This window comes from Conexibacter woesei DSM 14684 (assembly GCF_000025265.1).
Taxonomy (GTDB): Bacteria; Actinomycetota; Thermoleophilia; order Solirubrobacterales; family Solirubrobacteraceae; genus Conexibacter; species Conexibacter woesei.
The window spans coordinates 4,920,932-4,935,609 of the sequence record NC_013739.1; the positions used below are offsets into that span (position 1 = coordinate 4,920,932).

General features: G+C 69.2%; 17 protein-coding genes. 1 reads left to right on the forward strand and 16 read right to left on the reverse strand.

The features are described from left to right. Positions 1-24 precede the first annotated feature (24 nt). The 12 genes from CWOE_RS31300 to CWOE_RS23235 all read right to left on the reverse strand — a co-directional run bounded on the left by CWOE_RS31300 (position 25) and on the right by CWOE_RS23235 (position 10,125). Complete coding sequence (locus tag CWOE_RS31300; RefSeq protein ID WP_012936079.1) at positions 25-1,557, reverse strand: LCP family protein; 1,533 nt, start codon at positions 1,555-1,557, stop codon at positions 25-27. Continuing rightward, positions 1,554-2,690, reverse strand: coding sequence for a M20 family metallopeptidase (locus CWOE_RS23185; protein ID WP_012936080.1), 1,137 nt, complete (start codon positions 2,688-2,690; stop codon positions 1,554-1,556). The genes CWOE_RS31300 and CWOE_RS23185 overlap by 4 nt, the downstream gene beginning before the upstream one ends. Positions 2,691-2,766: 76 nt before the next feature. Beyond that, positions 2,767-3,183, reverse strand: coding sequence for an ATP synthase F1 subunit epsilon (atpC, locus tag CWOE_RS23190; protein WP_012936081.1), 417 nt, complete (start codon positions 3,181-3,183; stop codon positions 2,767-2,769). An 8-nt stretch (positions 3,184-3,191) separates the two neighbouring features. After that, on the reverse strand, positions 3,192-4,604 hold the full coding sequence (atpD, locus tag CWOE_RS23195; RefSeq protein ID WP_012936082.1) for a F0F1 ATP synthase subunit beta: 1,413 nt from the start codon (positions 4,602-4,604) through the stop codon (positions 3,192-3,194). A 15-nt stretch (positions 4,605-4,619) separates the two neighbouring features. After that, a complete protein-coding gene (atpG, locus tag CWOE_RS23200; RefSeq protein ID WP_012936083.1) occupies positions 4,620-5,519 on the reverse strand; it encodes an ATP synthase F1 subunit gamma in 900 nt (299 codons plus the stop codon). Between the two features lie 39 nt (positions 5,520-5,558). Continuing rightward, positions 5,559-7,175 (reverse strand): F0F1 ATP synthase subunit alpha, encoded by a 1,617-nt coding sequence (gene atpA / locus CWOE_RS23205; protein ID WP_012936084.1) that lies wholly within the window; start codon positions 7,173-7,175, stop codon positions 5,559-5,561. Positions 7,176-7,203: 28 nt separating this feature from the next. After that, complete coding sequence (gene atpH / locus CWOE_RS23210; protein ID WP_012936085.1) at positions 7,204-7,734, reverse strand: ATP synthase F1 subunit delta; 531 nt, start codon at positions 7,732-7,734, stop codon at positions 7,204-7,206. 5 nt (positions 7,735-7,739) lie between these two features. Then, positions 7,740-8,324 (reverse strand): F0F1 ATP synthase subunit B, encoded by a 585-nt coding sequence (gene atpF, locus CWOE_RS23215; RefSeq protein WP_012936086.1) that lies wholly within the window; start codon positions 8,322-8,324, stop codon positions 7,740-7,742. A 4-nt stretch (positions 8,325-8,328) separates the two neighbouring features. Then, positions 8,329-8,607, reverse strand: coding sequence for an ATP synthase F0 subunit C (atpE, locus tag CWOE_RS23220; protein WP_012936087.1), 279 nt, complete (start codon positions 8,605-8,607; stop codon positions 8,329-8,331). Positions 8,608-8,619: 12 nt separating this feature from the next. Further along, positions 8,620-9,558 (reverse strand): F0F1 ATP synthase subunit A, encoded by a 939-nt coding sequence (gene atpB, locus CWOE_RS23225; protein ID WP_012936088.1) that lies wholly within the window; start codon positions 9,556-9,558, stop codon positions 8,620-8,622. After that, positions 9,555-9,920, reverse strand: a complete 366-nt coding sequence (locus CWOE_RS23230) for a hypothetical protein (RefSeq protein WP_012936089.1) — start codon at positions 9,918-9,920, stop codon at positions 9,555-9,557. Before CWOE_RS23230 ends, atpB begins: the two co-directional genes overlap by 4 nt. 10 nt (positions 9,921-9,930) lie before the next feature. Continuing rightward, entirely contained in the window at positions 9,931-10,125 is a 195-nt protein-coding gene (locus CWOE_RS23235) for a hypothetical protein (RefSeq protein ID WP_012936090.1), read from the reverse strand. Positions 10,126-10,411: 286 nt separating this feature from the next. On the opposite strand from CWOE_RS23235, the gene CWOE_RS23240 reads away from it, so the two are divergent. Continuing rightward, positions 10,412-11,035: a TetR/AcrR family transcriptional regulator gene (locus CWOE_RS23240; protein WP_012936091.1), complete on the forward strand. Its 624-nt coding sequence runs from the start codon at positions 10,412-10,414 to the stop codon at positions 11,033-11,035. On the opposite strand, the gene CWOE_RS23245 is transcribed toward CWOE_RS23240, so the two are convergent. The 4 genes from CWOE_RS23245 to CWOE_RS23260 form a co-directional block, all read right to left on the reverse strand. Next, positions 11,017-12,240, reverse strand: coding sequence for a glycosyltransferase family 4 protein (locus tag CWOE_RS23245; RefSeq protein WP_012936092.1), 1,224 nt, complete (start codon positions 12,238-12,240; stop codon positions 11,017-11,019). The genes CWOE_RS23240 and CWOE_RS23245 overlap by 19 nt on opposite strands. 138 nt (positions 12,241-12,378) lie before the next feature. Next, the gene (gene glyA / locus CWOE_RS23250) at positions 12,379-13,671 is read right to left on the reverse strand and encodes a serine hydroxymethyltransferase (RefSeq protein WP_012936093.1); all 1,293 of its coding nucleotides are present in this window, start codon (positions 13,669-13,671) and stop codon (positions 12,379-12,381) included. Continuing rightward, the gene (gene rpiB / locus CWOE_RS23255; RefSeq protein ID WP_012936094.1) at positions 13,668-14,111 is read right to left on the reverse strand and encodes a ribose 5-phosphate isomerase B; all 444 of its coding nucleotides are present in this window, start codon (positions 14,109-14,111) and stop codon (positions 13,668-13,670) included. The genes glyA and rpiB overlap by 4 nt, the downstream gene beginning before the upstream one ends. Positions 14,112-14,143: 32 nt before the next feature. Further along, on the reverse strand, positions 14,144-14,632 hold the full coding sequence (locus CWOE_RS23260) for a MarR family winged helix-turn-helix transcriptional regulator (RefSeq protein ID WP_012936095.1): 489 nt from the start codon (positions 14,630-14,632) through the stop codon (positions 14,144-14,146). Positions 14,633-14,678: the final 46 nt, after the last annotated feature.

Below are 14,678 nucleotides of genomic sequence, written 5' to 3' on the forward strand. Positions count from 1 at the left end.
AGCCTACTACGCGGGCAGCGGCCTCTAGCGCCCGCCCAGGCGCGTCAGCGAGCCCGCAACCCCGAGCATCTGCTCGTTCGTGAGTCTCTTCTCGAGCGTGTTGGAGATCCAGTAGACCGCTCTCGGGGTTCTCCACGCGACGATCCGCAGCCTCTTGCCGTCGTAGTAGAGGTCGAGCTTCTTGCCGTTGACCGTGCGGCTGTCCGCGGAGGGGTTCTTGAGGATCGGCGGATCGAGCCACGTCGTCCCCTGCACGCCCATGTAGTTGCCGAGGTCGCCGACTCTGACGACGAGCCGGTAGGACTGCTTCATCTTCCCGTCGGGCGCCTTCGTGCGGTACTTGATCGGGTACCCGCCCTCGCCGCCGGTGTTCGTCGGCATGTAGCCGTCGGAGCTCGGCAGCAGCTTCGGGTAGTAGACGGGGAAGTTCATCTGGCCGAGCTGGATCGTGTAGTCCTTGCCCGTCTGCGCCATGTCGACGAGGTCAGGCGGCGCGGGCGCCTCGGCGGCGGCGCGTCTGCCCTTCGCTCCCCTGCCGGCCTTGCGGCGCGGCGGCGCGGGCGTCTTGTCGGGGTTCAGGAACGCGCGTCTGATCCGCGCGATCTCTTCCGGCCCGGCCTCGACGTAGGAGGCGCCGTTGGCGCCGGTCGTGTAGGTCGGCGTCATCGAGATCTGCTGGATCGGTCTGCCGGCGGAGAACGCGACGAGCTTGCCGAAGTCGATCAGCGCGTCGACCGACTGCAGGCCCTTGTCGGTCTGCATCCGTCTGCCGATCACGCGCGTCAGCTTGTGCGGGTCGTCGATGAAGTCGTTGGCGTCGTACTGCGAGCGGATCTGGCGCAGGAAGTCCTGCTGGCGCGCGCCGCGCACGAGGTCGTTGTCGAGATGGCGGTAGCGGACGTAGTCGAGCGCTCTCTGCCCGCACATCATCTGATAGCCGGGCATGATGTCGATCTCGGCGTACTGCTGGCCGACCGGGACGCCGACGTTCGAGTGGTAGTAGCGCTGGTCGACGTCGACGTAGACGCAGCCGATCGCGTCGATCGCCTCGCGGAAGCCTCTGAAGTTGACGTTCGCGATGTGGTTGATGTCGACGCCGAACGTGTCGCTGACGACTCTCGCCGTCAGCGCCTCGCCACCGAGCGAGTAGGTCTCGTTGATCTTCGCGTCCGGGTGGAAGCCGCCGTCTCTCGTTCTGAAGCTGACTCTCAGGTCGCGCGGGATCGACAGCACCGTCGTCGCGGCCGCGTCGGGGTCGATCCGCACGAGCATCATCGTGTCCGAGCGCGCATCTCTGCGGTCGGCGCCGAAGCGGTGGTCGGAGCCGATCAGCAGGATCGTGCGCGGATCGCCCGCGTCGGCGCGGGTGATCACGTCGTCGACGTTTCTGATCGTCCCGCCGGCCTTCAGGTCGTCGACGAACGACTGCACGTTCAGCAGGCCCGCAGTCGCCGTCGCGCCCGCCGTCAACAAGATCACGACGACGGCGGCGGCGAGGAACCGCAGCCACAGCCCGCCGCGCCCGCGGCCGGGGAAGTCGGGCAGCTCAGGACTCATGCCAACCCGCCCTCGATCGCGTGCAGGCCGCCGGGCTCGCCGGCGCGGTCGCGCGCGAGCCAGTCGGGCAGCGTGCGGACGAAGTCCGAGAGCGCGCCTCGATAGCGCGTCAGCGACGCCAGCGAGACCCACTCGTCAGGGCCATGATGGCCCGCGCCGGACGGCCCGAACTCGACCGCCGGAATGCCGGCCTCGAGGAACGAGACCGCGTCGGAAGCGCCATCGCGGCCGACCGAGACGGCGTCGTCGTCGAGCGTGCGGGCGATCGCGTCGCGCAGCGCGCGGACGTAGGGGTTCGTGCGCGAGACGTAGGCGGGCGGCCGCGTCAGCATGTTCGTCACGGTCACGTCCTCCATCGCACGCACCTCGGCGAGGATCGCGCCCGGGTCCTGTCCCGGCAGGTAGCGCACGTCGACGACCATCTCGCAGCGGTCGGGCACCTTGTTGAAGGCGTCGCCGCCCTCGATCCGGCCGAGGTTGATCGACGGCCGGTCGAACAGCTCCGAGGACTCGCGCGAGAACGGCAGCGCCTCGATCCGGCGGAAGACGTCGACCGCCTTCAGCACGGCGCTGTCGCCCAGCCACGGCGTCGAGCCGTGGGCGGAGCGCCCGGCGACGTCGATCCGCATCGCCAGCACGCCCTTCGCCTGGACGCCGATGTGCAGGTCGGTCGGCTCGCCCGTGATCGCGAAGTCGCCTCTGAGGCCGGACGCGACCAGCTCGTCGGTCGAGCGCGAGTCGACGTCCTCGGACTCCTCGTCGGGCACGCAGACGAAGCGGACGCGGACGCGGTCCTGCGCGGCGCAGTCCTTCACCGCGCACATCATCGCGGCGAGCCCGCCCTTCATGTCGTAGGCGCCGCGGCCGATCAGGCGATCGCCCTCGACACGCGGCTCGTACTGCTCCTCCAGGCCCGGGACGACGTCGAGGTGGCCGTGGAAGATCACCGTCGGCGCATCCGCGGGACCGACGTCGGCGACGATCACGGGCAGGCCGTTGTGCGCGTGCTCGCGCACCTCGATGTCGCGCGCCTCCAGCCAGCCGCGCACGAACGCCGCCGCGGCCGCCAGCTCCTCGGCGCGCGACGTGTCATACGTGATGAGGCGTTCGGCAAGCGCGCGTTCGTCGACCACGGTCGATCCAGGATAGACAACGCGCAGGCCGGCCCCCGGTGCATGCCCGGGGACGGCCTGGCCGGCGGCGTGCGGCTCAGCTGCCGCCGGCGATCCGCTGGAACGCTTCCCAGCGGCGCTTGTTGCGGGCGGCGAGGCGCTGCTCCTCCGAGTGCTCCTCCGCTCTCGCGTAGGCCTCCTCGGCGGCGCGCAGCTTCTCGCTCAGGTCGGAGCTGTCGAGCTGCTCGGGCGCTATCGCGTCCTGGACGAGGATCAGCACGCCGCCGTCGCCGGCGACCTGCAGGTAGCCCTCGCCCTGGGCGAGACGGACGACGTCGCCCTCGGAGCGGTACAGCCGCAGCTCGGCCGGGTCGAGCATCGCCAGCAGCGGCTGGTGGTTCGCGAGGATGCCGATCGAGCCCTCGACCGTCTTCGTCGCGATCATCTCGACCTGGTCGTTGAAGATCTCACCCTCGGGGGTGAGCACCTCGACGGGGAACGTCGTGCGGGCCACGGTCCTCCCTAGCCCTTCTTCGCGGCCTCGACGACGTCGTCGATCGTGCCCTTGAGGAGGAAGACGCGCTCGGGCAGCTCGTCGTGCTTGCCCTCGATGATCTCCTTGAAGCCGCGGATCGTCTCGGCGATCGGGACGTAGGAGCCGGGGGTGCCGGTGAACTGCTCCGCGACGTGGAACGGCTGCGACAGGAAGCGCTCGACCTTGCGCGCGCGCTGCACGATCACCTTGTCCTCGTCGGACAGCTCGTCGATGCCGAGGATCGCGATGATGTCCTGCAGCTCCTTGTAGCGCTGGAGGATCTGCTTGACCTCGTTGGCGACCGCGTAGTGCTCCTCGCCGAGGATGTCCGGCTTGAGGATCGTCGAGGTCGAGTCGAGCGGGTCGACCGCCGGGTAGATGCCCTTCTCCGAGATCGAGCGCGAGAGCACGGTCGTCGCGTTGAGGTGGGCGAACACCGACGCCGGAGCCGGGTCGGTGAGGTCGTCCGCGGGGACGTAGACGGCCTGGACGGACGTCACCGAGCCCTGACGGGTCGACGTGATCCGCTCCTGCAGCTGGCCCATCTCCGACTCGAGCGTCGGCTGGTAGCCGACCTGCGACGGCATGCGGCCGAGGAGCGCGGAGACCTCGGAGCCCGCCTGCACGAAGCGGAAGATGTTGTCGATGAAGAGGAGCACGTCCTGGCCCTCGTCACGGAAGTACTCCGCCATCGTCAGGCCGGAGAGCGCGACGCGCATACGGGCGCCGGGCGGCTCGTTCATCTGACCGAAGACGAGCATCGTCTTGTCGATCGTGCCCGACTCCTTCATCTCGAGCCAGAGGTCGTTCCCCTCGCGCGAGCGCTCGCCGACGCCGCAGAAGGCCGAGAGGCCGCCGTGCTCGCGGGCGAGGTTGTCGATCAGCTCCTGGATCAGGACGGTCTTGCCGACGCCGGCGCCGCCGAAGAGGCCGACCTTGCCGCCCTTCGCGTACGGGGCGAGCAGGTCGATGACCTTGATGCCCGTCTCGAACATCTCGGTCGTCGGCGTCAGGTCCTCGACGTTCGGGGCCGCCGCGTGGATCGGCCGGCGCTCCTGCACGTCGACGGGGCCGGCGAGGTCGATCGGCTCGCCGAGCACGTTGAAGATGCGGCCGAGCGTGGCACGGCCGACGGGGACCGTGATCGGGCCGCCGGTGTCCTTGACCTCGACACCGCGGGCGAGGCCATCGGTCGAGTCCATCGCCACCGCGCGGACGCGGTCGTCGCCGAGGTGCTGCTGGACCTCGCAGACGAGCACGCCGTCCTCGCCGCGATCGATCGTGATCGCGTTGTTGATGTGCGGCAGGTGCTCGGGCGGGAAGACGGCCTCGATGACGACGCCCTGGATCTCCTCGATGCGCCCGACGTTCTGAGTCTTGGTTTCTGCTGTGGCTGACATTGGTTTCGTGTCTCCTTAACCGAGCGCTTCGGCGCCGGCGACGACTTCCATGATCTCCTGGGTGATCTCTGCCTGGCGTGCGCGGTTCATCTCGAGCGTGAGGTCGTCGATGATCTCGCCGGCGTTGTCGGACGCGCTGCGCATCGCCGTCATGCGCGCGCCCAGCTCCGACGCTGTCGACTCCAGCAACGCCCGGAAGATCGAGATCTCGACGTAGTCCGGCACGAGCCGCTCGAGGATCTCCTCGGGCTCCGGCTCGTAGTCGACGAGCGCGTGCGCGTTGCTCTCGCCCGCGGCGTGCTCGTCGTCGTCGTGCGCGTCGAGGATCGTCGCCTGCTGGAGCGGCAGCAGCGTCTCGCGACGGACCTCCTGCGACATCGGCGAGATGTAGCCGTTGTAGAGGATCTCGACGCGGTCGACCTTGCCGTCGATGTAGGCCGCCGTGAGCGCGTTCGCGATCTCACGCGCGTTCGCGTACGACGGCCGCTCCGTGAAGCCGGTGAAAGCCTGCTCCGGGGCGCGGTTGCGGAACGTCAGCGACGAGACGCCGCGGCGACCGGTCGCGTAGTACACGACCTCTCTGCCGTCGGCGACGTGCTCGTCGGCCGTCCGCAGGCCGGCGCGGATGATCTGTGAGTTGAACGCGCCGGCAAGGCCGCGGTCGGCGGTCACGAGCAGCAGCGCCACCCGCTTCTCCTCGGCGTGCTCGGAGAGGATCGGCAGCGCCGGCACGTCGCCGGCCGCCTCCGCCGCCTGACGCGTCATGCGGCGAAGCGCGCCCGCGTACGGGCGCAGCGCCGCGATGCGCGTCTCGGCGCGCCGCAGGCGCGCCGCCGCGACCATCTCCATCGCGCGGGTGATCTTCTGGATGTTCTTGACCGACGCGATGCGGTTCTTGACGTCTCGCTGAGCCATGGGCTGGGGTTCGCGGGTGGGTCTCCGAGCGCGTGAGCGCTAGACCGCCGCGGTCTCCTGCTCGCGCTCAGCGGCGGCGTCGCCGTTGGCGGAGGAGCGGACCGCCGGGGCGGCGCCCTCCTCGAGCGGCTGGCCTTCCTCGTCGAGGTCGAAGCCGAAGTCGTCGGCGTAGCGCTCGACGAGCGTGTTGACGCCCTTCTCGGTCTCCTCCGACCAGTCGCCACCGGCGATCGCCTTGCGCAGGTCGCCCGCCTCGGAGTGCGCGCGGCGCGTCAGACCGTCGAGGAACTTCTCGACCTTGTCGACGTTGATGCGGTCGAGGAAGCCGTTCGTCGCGGCGTACAGCTGGATGACCTGGTCCTCGACGGCCAGCGGCGAACGCTCGTTCTGGTTGAGCGTTCTCACGAGCCGGTTGCCGCGCGCGAGCGTGCGCTGCGTGTCGGCGTCGAGGTCGGACCCGAACTGCGCGAACGCCTCCAGCTCGCGGAACTGCGACAGCTCGAGCTTGATCTTGCCGGCGACCTTCTTCATCGGCTTGATCTGCGCGTTGCCGCCGACGCGGGAGACGGAGATGCCGACGTTGATGGCCGGACGCACGCCCGAGAAGAACAGCTTCGGCTCGAGGAAGATCTGGCCGTCGGTGATCGAGATCACGTTCGTCGGGATGTACGCCGAGACGTCGCCGCCCTGCGTCTCGATGATCGGCAGCGCCGTCATCGAGCCGCCGCCGAGCTCGTCGTTGAGCTTGACGGAGCGCTCCAGCAGGCGTGAGTGGAGGTAGAAGACGTCGCCCGGGTACGCCTCGCGGCCCGGCGGGCGGCGGAGCAGGAGCGACATCTGGCGGTAGGCGTATGCGTGCTTGGTGAGGTCGTCGTAGACCGCGAGCGCGTGCTGGCCCTTGTAGAGGAAGTACTCCGCCATCGCGGCGCCGGCGTACGGCGCCATGAACTTGATCGGCGCGGCCTCGTCGGCAGCGGCGGCGACGATGATCGTCGAGTCGAGCGCGCCGTTCTCCGCAAGCGTCTCGGCGATGCCGACGACGGTCGCGAGGCGCTGCCCGATCGCGACGTAGACCGAGACGACGCCCGAGTCCTTGTTGTTGATGATCGTGTCGATCGCGATCGCCGTCTTGCCGGTCTGGCGGTCGCCGATGATCAGCTCGCGCTGGCCGCGGCCGATCGGGATCATCGCGTCGACGGCCTTGAGGCCGGTCTGCATCGGCTCGGTGACCGGCTGACGCTGGACGACGCCGGGGGCCTTGAACTCCGCCGGGCGGTACTCGCTGGCGACGACGTCGCCCTTGCCGTCGAGCGGGTTGCCGAGCGGGTCGACGATGCGCCCGAGGAGGGCGTCGCCGACCGGGATCTCGAGCAGTCTGCCGGTGCGCTTGACGGTGTCGCCCTCGACGACCTTCTGCCAGTCGCCGAACAGCACGACGCCGACGTTGTCGGACTCGAGGTTGAGCGCGAGGCCGGTGACGTCGTGCGGCAGCTCGAGCATCTCGAACGACATGCAGTTCTCGAGCCCGTGCACGCGGGCGATGCCGTCCGCGACGGACAGAACGGTGCCGACCTCGGTCAGGTCGGCGCTGCCGCTGTCGAGGCCCTCGATGCGGCTCTTCAGAATGGAGGTGATCTCGTCGGGCTTGATCTGCATGGTGGGGTTCTTGGCTCCTATGTCAGGCCTATGCCTGCGCGACGTGCTTGCGAAGTTGGTCCAGGCGGTGCTTGATCGAGGCGTCGAGGATCTGGTTGCCGACGCGCAGGACGATCCCGCCGAGGATCGAGGGGTCGACTCTGCTGGTCAGCTCGACCTGCTGGCCGGTCTGCTCCCCGATGCGGTCGCCGATGCTCTTGACCGTCGCCTCGTCGAGGTCGATTGCGCTCGTCACCTCGACGGGCAGCAGCTTTCTCTCCTGATCCCACAGCCGCTCGTACTCCGCACGGATGCGGTAGATCGCCGGCATGCGGTGACGCTCGAGCAGCGTCTGCAGGAAGTTGACGAACGTCGGGTCGGCACCGTCGACCGCTCTGCGCAGCCCCTCCTTCTTCTCGTCCGTCGAGAAGTACGGAGAGAAGAAGAAGACCGCGAGGTCGCGGTTCTGCTCGAGCGCGTCGGCGAACTGGCCGAGCTGCTCGCGCACGACGTCGAGCTTGCCGTGTTCCTTGGCAACCTCGAACAGCGCGCGCGAGTAGACCTGGGCGATCTCTTCCATGGGACCTAGTTCCTCCGGTCGCCGGAGAGAGTGCTGAAGTCCAGCTCGGACAGCGCCTCTTCGACGAGCCGCTTCTGATCGTCGGGCGAGAGCGTCTTGCGGGTGACCTTTTCGGTCGCCTGCACGGTGAGGTCGGCGACCTCGCGACGAATCTCCTGGATCGCGCGGTTGGTCTCGGCCTGGATGTCACGACGCGTCTGCTCCAGCAGCTCCTCGCGCTTGACCTTCGCCGCGTCGAGGCCCTCGCGCTCGGCGACTTCGCCGGCACGCTCGGCCTTCGCGACGATCTCGTCCGCTTGCGCACGGGCGTCGGTGAGTCGCTGCCGGTACTCGGCGAGCAGCTCGTCGGCCTCCTGGCGTGTGCGGTCGGCGGCGTCGATCGACTCCTCGATCTGCTGCTGGCGCTGATCGAGGATTCTCGTGATCTGCGGCCACGCGTACTTGCGCAGGACCAGCAGCGCGACGACGAACGCCAGCAGCGTCCAGATCATCAGGCCGGGGACGACTCTGACGAGCGGGTTCAGCCCGTCGTCTTCCGTGGTCGCGGCCAGGACGAGGGGCGCCGCGATGGTGTCGATTGCGGCGAGCATCGGCTTAGACGAAGAACGCGATCAGGCCGGCGATGAACCCGTAGAAGACGGTCGCCTCGGTGAGCGCGAAGCCGAGCCACTGGATCGACTGGATGTCGTCTCTCAGCTCCGGCTGACGCGAGACCGCCTCGATCGTCTTGCCGAAGATGAAGCCGAGGCCGACGCCCGTACCAAGGGCGGCGAGCCCGGTGCCCAGGCCGAGGCCGATGGCGCGGCCGGCGGTCTCGCCGGTCGCTCTGGCCGCATCGAGCGCAACCTGTGCGGTGATCAGGATCAGGTCCACTGCGGGTTCTCCTTAGTGTTCCTCGGCGACTGCGCCGCCGAGGTAGATCGCGGTAAGGGTGCTGAAGATGAATGCCTGGAGCGTCGCGACCAGGCCGATCTCGAAGAGGAAGAAGACGACGGCCAGGGTGCCGGTCGAGATGCCGAGGATCACCGATCCGAAGACGCCCATCCCGAGCAGGATCACGAGGCCGCCGGCCATGAACAGGATCAGCAGGTGCCCGGCGAGGATGTTCGCGAACAGACGCAGTGAGAGCGAGATCAGGCGGACGAAGTGCGACAGCGCCTCGATCAGCAGGATCGGGCCGACCATGAAGCCCTCGACGCCCTTCGGCACCCAGCTGCGGATGTATCCGACGAAGCCGTGGACGCGGATGCCCTCGACGTGGTAGGCGATCCAAACGACGAGCGCGAGCACGAGCGGGATCGAGATGTTGGCCGTCGCCGCGTAGAGCGCGAACGACGGGACCTCTATCCCGGCGAGATCGAACGTGTGCGACGAATTCGTCGGGAGCGGGATGTACCCGATCATGTTCGAGAACCAGATGAAGAGGAACAGCGTCGCGATGAACGGGAACCACTTCGACGCCATTCTCGGGTCCATGTTGCCGCGCGTGATGTTGTCGCGCATGAGCCCGAACGCCATCTCGGTGACCGTCTGAAGGCGGCCCGTGGGGCGCGCGGCCATCTTGCGGGCGGCGTAGACCATGACGATCACGGTCAGCGCGGTCGCGAGGAAGATGTAGAGGACGGCCTTGTTGATCGACATGTCTATCGGGCCGAGCTTGATCGAGATCCAGTCCGGGAGCGCGAACTCCTCCGACGGATCCAGCGCGGGCTCGTTCGCGGACGTCTCCGTCGCGGCGAGCGCCGTGACGGGCGAGAGCAGCAGCAGGCCGACGAGCGTCGTGAGCGACGCGAGGAACAGGCGAGGATGACGACGCAGGTTCAAGAGGTTCGCTCCGAGGGGTTCTGCGGGGCACGCATGATGAGTGAGATCACGAGGTAACAGGTGAAGACGGCGAGCGCGAGCACCGCAGCAGCGAGCCCGGCGTCGCGGTCGACGATGCCGACGGCGAAGATCGTAAGGGCAAGCAGCCACGAGCGTCCGATCAACGAGCCCGCCATGAAGCCGAAGAAGCGACGGGCGTCGTCCTCCTGGGCCGCCTTGCGCTCCAGAACGGCCTGCAGCACCTTCTGGCCGAGCCACGCGATCGTCGTCGCGGCCCAGCCCAGGATCGGCTGGTCGGCCGCGATGAAGATCGGCAGCGCAAGCAACAGCAGGAACACGTCGAGTTGACGAAAGAAGATCATGGCTCAGTTGTCAGAGGTCACCGAATTGCGCACGCACGAGGGCGATGCCGGCGACGAAACCTACGCCCAGACCGACGATCAAGAGCGGCACAGGCGCGCCCACGAGCGCCCCGACCCCAAGCCCGATCCCGGCGCACAGCAGCGTCGCGGCGATCATGATCGAGCCGGCGACGGCCCCCCGCGTCGGCGGGCGGTCGTTCGTCATCGGGCTGGTGCTCGGGGAGGTCGGGGGGACACATGAGAGGCATTGACGCCAGAACGAAAAAAGAACCCACAACCGGCCAAGCATGTCTCCGCGGGCCTGGCGGAAGACGCTTGCCATGTGGGCTTATGAAGAGTCTACAAGTTCCCGCGACCTTGTAACAACTTAGTGACAGTCGCCACTCACGATCCACGCGCGCGTACGCGCCCGCGTGCGTCGGCAGTCGGCGCGCAGACCCTCCCTCGGCAGCTGCGGCGACCGGTCAGCAACTCTCGATAGGGTGACGCCGATGGCATCGTTGAGCCGACGGACGCAGGCGCAGAGCAGCAAGCGTGCGGCCATCGAGGCGAGCGTCGTCGAGGCGACGGAGACGCTGCTGGAAGAGGGCGCGTCCTACTCGGAGCTGGGGATCGAGCGGATCGCCACGCGGGCCGGGATCTCCCGCACCGCCTTCTATTTCTACTTCCGCGACAAGCGCGAGCTGCTGATGCGGGTGACCGCCGGCGTCGCCGACGAGCTGTTCGCCGAGGCCGAGCGCTGGTGGGCCGGCGAGGGCGAGGGCCGCGCCGAGCTGGAGGCCGCGATCGCGAAGATCGTCGACATCTACCGGCGCCACCCGGCGCTGCTGAGAGCCGTCGTCGAGACCGCCGCCTACGACGAGGAGGCCGCGCGCTTCTGGCGCGAGCTGGTCGGCCGCTTCGTCGACGCGACCCATGCGCGGATCGCGCGCGAGCAGGAGGCCGGCAAGGTCGACGCCACGCTGCCGGCACGCGAGACCGCTTTCGCGCTCGTCTGGATGACCGAGCGCAGCGCCTACGAGCGGCTCGTGCAGGAGGTGCCGCTCGAAGAGGGCGCGTTCATCGAGGCGCTACTGCGGATCTGGCTCGCCGCCGTCTACGGCGCGCCGCGCTGAACGCCCGCGGCGTCCGCGCTCGGACCTGACGGCGGCGGCGGTTCGCCGCCGATCGCGCCGAACTCGCCCGTCTCCAGCTCCGACTCGACCTGGACGTCGATCTCGTGCTCGGTCGTCGTCGGGTCGGCGCGGCGCATCTGCCAGGCGCGCAGGCGCTTGAGCTTGAGGATCTCCAGCACCATCACGAGATAGATCGACGCGCCGGCGACGAGCAGCGCCAGCGCCGCCAGCAGCGCGCTCCATCCGAGGTTGAAGCTCCCGTGGTTGTCCGTGTACGGGATGAAGCGCATCGCGACGGCGAGCCCCGCGAGCATGACGGTCCACGCGTAGAGGTAGAGGACCGTGCGGCGCTGGCTGAAGCCGACCCGCGCGAGCCGGTGGTGGAAGTGCTGGGCGTCGGCCGACCACGGCGCGCGGCGGTACTTCAGCCGCCGCGCGATCACGAAGCCGGTGTCGAGGAACGGCACCGCGAGGATCGCCAGCGGGCCGACGAGCGCGATCAATGCGTTCGTCTTCAGCGAGCCCTGCACGGCGACGCAGCCGAGCAGGAAGCCGAGCAGCAGCGCGCCGCAGTCGCCCATGAAGATCGACGCCGGGTGGAAGTTGTGGATCAGGAAGCCGAGCGCAGCGCCGGCGACGATCGCCGCCAGCACGCTCGCGCCGGTGCGCCCGAGGTCGAACGCGATGATCGAGAACGCGACGGCGCTGATCGCGCAGACGCCGGCGGCGAGGCCGTCGACGCCGTCGGAGAAGTTGACGACGTTCATCAGCCCGACAAGGCCGATCACGGTCAGCACGCCGCCTATCTCGTGGAACTCGATCGCGCCGAGGAACGGCAGCGTGACGTTCTCGACCTTCACCCCGGCCGCAACCGGGATGATCGCCGCGACGACCTGGCCGAGCAGCTTCCACTGCGGCGGAAGGTCGATGACGTCGTCGATCGCGCCGACGGCGGCGATCAGCGCCGCCCCCAGCAGGATCCCGCGCGTCTCGTCGGTGATCGGCAGCCAGATCGCCGACGCGACCAGCACGCCGGCGAGGATCGCCAGGCCGCCGAGCAAGGGCGTCGCGCGGGCGGCGAGCCCGCGCTCGCGCGGCTCGTCGACGGCGCCGATGCGCGTCGCCAGCCGCGCGACGAACGGGGTCGTCACGGCCGCGACGGCCAGCGCGACGAGGAAGGCGTAGACGGCGTCGAGCTCGCTCATGCCGATTCCGAATACTCGCAGCCGCGGCGTACTGACGAGCGGATCGGCGTCGCTGGCGCGGACGCAGAGAGGACAAAGGCCCACCCACCCGCCAGCCCACGAGCGATCGAGGACAAAGCCAGCGGCGCCGAGGCGCCGTCAGGCGGGGGTCGGGGTCCCGAGGTGGGAGTAGAGCGGGTGCTTGTCGACGAGCGCCTGCACGCGCTCGGCCAGCTCGCCCTTGCGCGCCTCGAATGCCGGCGTCAGCGCGGTCGCGATCACCTTGCCGACCTCATGGAAGTCCTCGACGGTGAAGCCGCGCGTGGCGAGTGCCGGCGAGCCGATCCGCAGGCCGCTGGAGATCATCGGCGGGCGCGGGTCGAACGGGACCGCGTTGCGGTTGACCGTGATGCCGATCTCGTGAAGCCGGTCCTCGCCCTGCTGGCCGTCGAGCTCGGAGTCGCGCAGGTCGACGAGCACGAGGTGGACGTCGGTGCCGCCCGTGAGGACGCTGACGCCGGAGGACTGGTCGGCCAGCAGCTCGGTCGCGAGCGCCTGCGCGCCGGCGATCGTGCGCTCCTGACGCTCCTTGAAGCTGTCGCTCATCGCGATCTTGAACGCGACCGCCTTGCCGGCGATCACATGCTCGAGCGGGCCGCCCTGCTGGCCGGGGAAGATCGCCGAGTTGATCGCTCTTCTGTGCTCTTCTCTGCACAGGATCAGGCCGCCGCGGCCGCCACCGATCGTCTTGTGAGTCGTCGTCGTGACGACGTCGGCGTGCGGCACCGGGTTGGGGTGCAGGCCGGCGGCGACGAGCCCGGCGAAGTGCGCCATGTCGACCATCAGGTACGCGCCGACCGCGTCGGCGATCGCCCGGAAACGCTCGAAGTCGAGCTGGCGCGGGTAGGCCGACCAGCCGGCGAGCAGCAGCTTCGGCTTGCGCTCGCGCGCGATCCGCTCGACCTCGTCCATGTCGATCCGGCTCGTCTCGCGCTGCACCTGGTACGGCGCGATGTCGTACAGGCGGCCGGAGACGTTGATTCTCATGCCGTGCGAGAGGTGGCCGCCGTGCGCCAGCTCCAGCCCCATGATCGTGTCGCCGGGCTTCAGCAGCGCGTGGTAGACGGCCGTGTTGGCCTGCGCGCCGGAGTGCGGCTGGACGTTCGCGTGCTCGGCGCCGAACAGCTCCTTCGCGCGGTCGATCGCGAGCTGCTCCGCGACGTCGACGAACTCGCAGCCGCCGTAGTAGCGGCGGCCGGGATAGCCCTCGGCGTACTTGTTCGTCAGCACGCTGCCCTGGCAGTCGAGCACCGCCTGCGGGACGAAGTTCTCGGAGGCGATCATCTCCAGCGTGCGCTGCTGGCGCTCCAGCTCGTGCTGCACGGCCTCCGCGATCTCGGGATCGACCTCGGCGAGCGGCTTGTTGAAGAAGTCGGGCGAAAGGTCGGTCATGCGGGCGTCTCCATGGCGGTGATCTGGTCGACGCGGCGCGCATGGCGGCCGCCGTCGAAGTCGGTCGAGAGGAACGTCGCGACGATCGCATCGGCTTCGTCGCCGCTCAGCCGCGCGCCCGAGAGCGTCACGACGTTCGCGTCGTTGTGGCGGCGGGACATCTCGGCCTCCTCCACGTCGTGGGCGTTGACGGCGCGGACGCCGTGCACCTTGTTGGCGACGATCGCGACGCCGTTGCCCGAGCCGCAGACGAGCACGCCGCGTTCGGCGCCCCCGTCGGCGACCAGCTCGGCGGCCGGTTCGGCGAATCTGGGGTAGTCGACGGAGGCGGTTCCGTCGGTGCCGAGGTCGACGACCTCGTGGCCTGCCGCGGCGAGCGCGGTGGCGAGGTGCGACTTCAGCTCGAAGCCGGCGTGGTCTGAGGCGATGGCGATCTTCATGGCGGCACGCGGGAGGGTACCAACGGACCCCCTCACCACACCGGGCGCAGCGGCGGTTCGCCCTCCCCTGCCGCCACTTCGACGTACGCCGCCAGCGCGCGCTTCGCCGCGTGCACCGCTTCCGCGCCTGCGACCGCGGCCCACTCGCGCTCGACGCGCGCCCACAGCTCGTCGGCGTGTGCGACGTACCGGCGGCCGCGCGGCGTCAGCACGAGCACCTGCGCGCGACCGTCGCGCGGGTGCGCGCGGCGCGTCAGATAGCCCCACTCCTCAAGCTCCGCGGCGACTCTCGCGGCGGCCTGTCTGGTGACGCTGAGGCGGGTCGCGAGCTGCGTTGCGGTCAGGTCGCCGTCACGCTCGAGCAGCCGGAAGACGAAGCCGTGGGCGGGCCGCAGCGGCTCGTGCCCTTCCGCCCGCAGGAGCTCGTGGAAGCGATCGGTCATCGCGCGGAACCCCATCCCGAGCAGGATCGCCGCGCTTCCCTCGCGGTCAGGGTCGGCGAGCGAGAGCGTCTGGTGCATCAATCCAGTCAACCAGGTTGACCGGATGCGCTACCGTGCCTAGTCA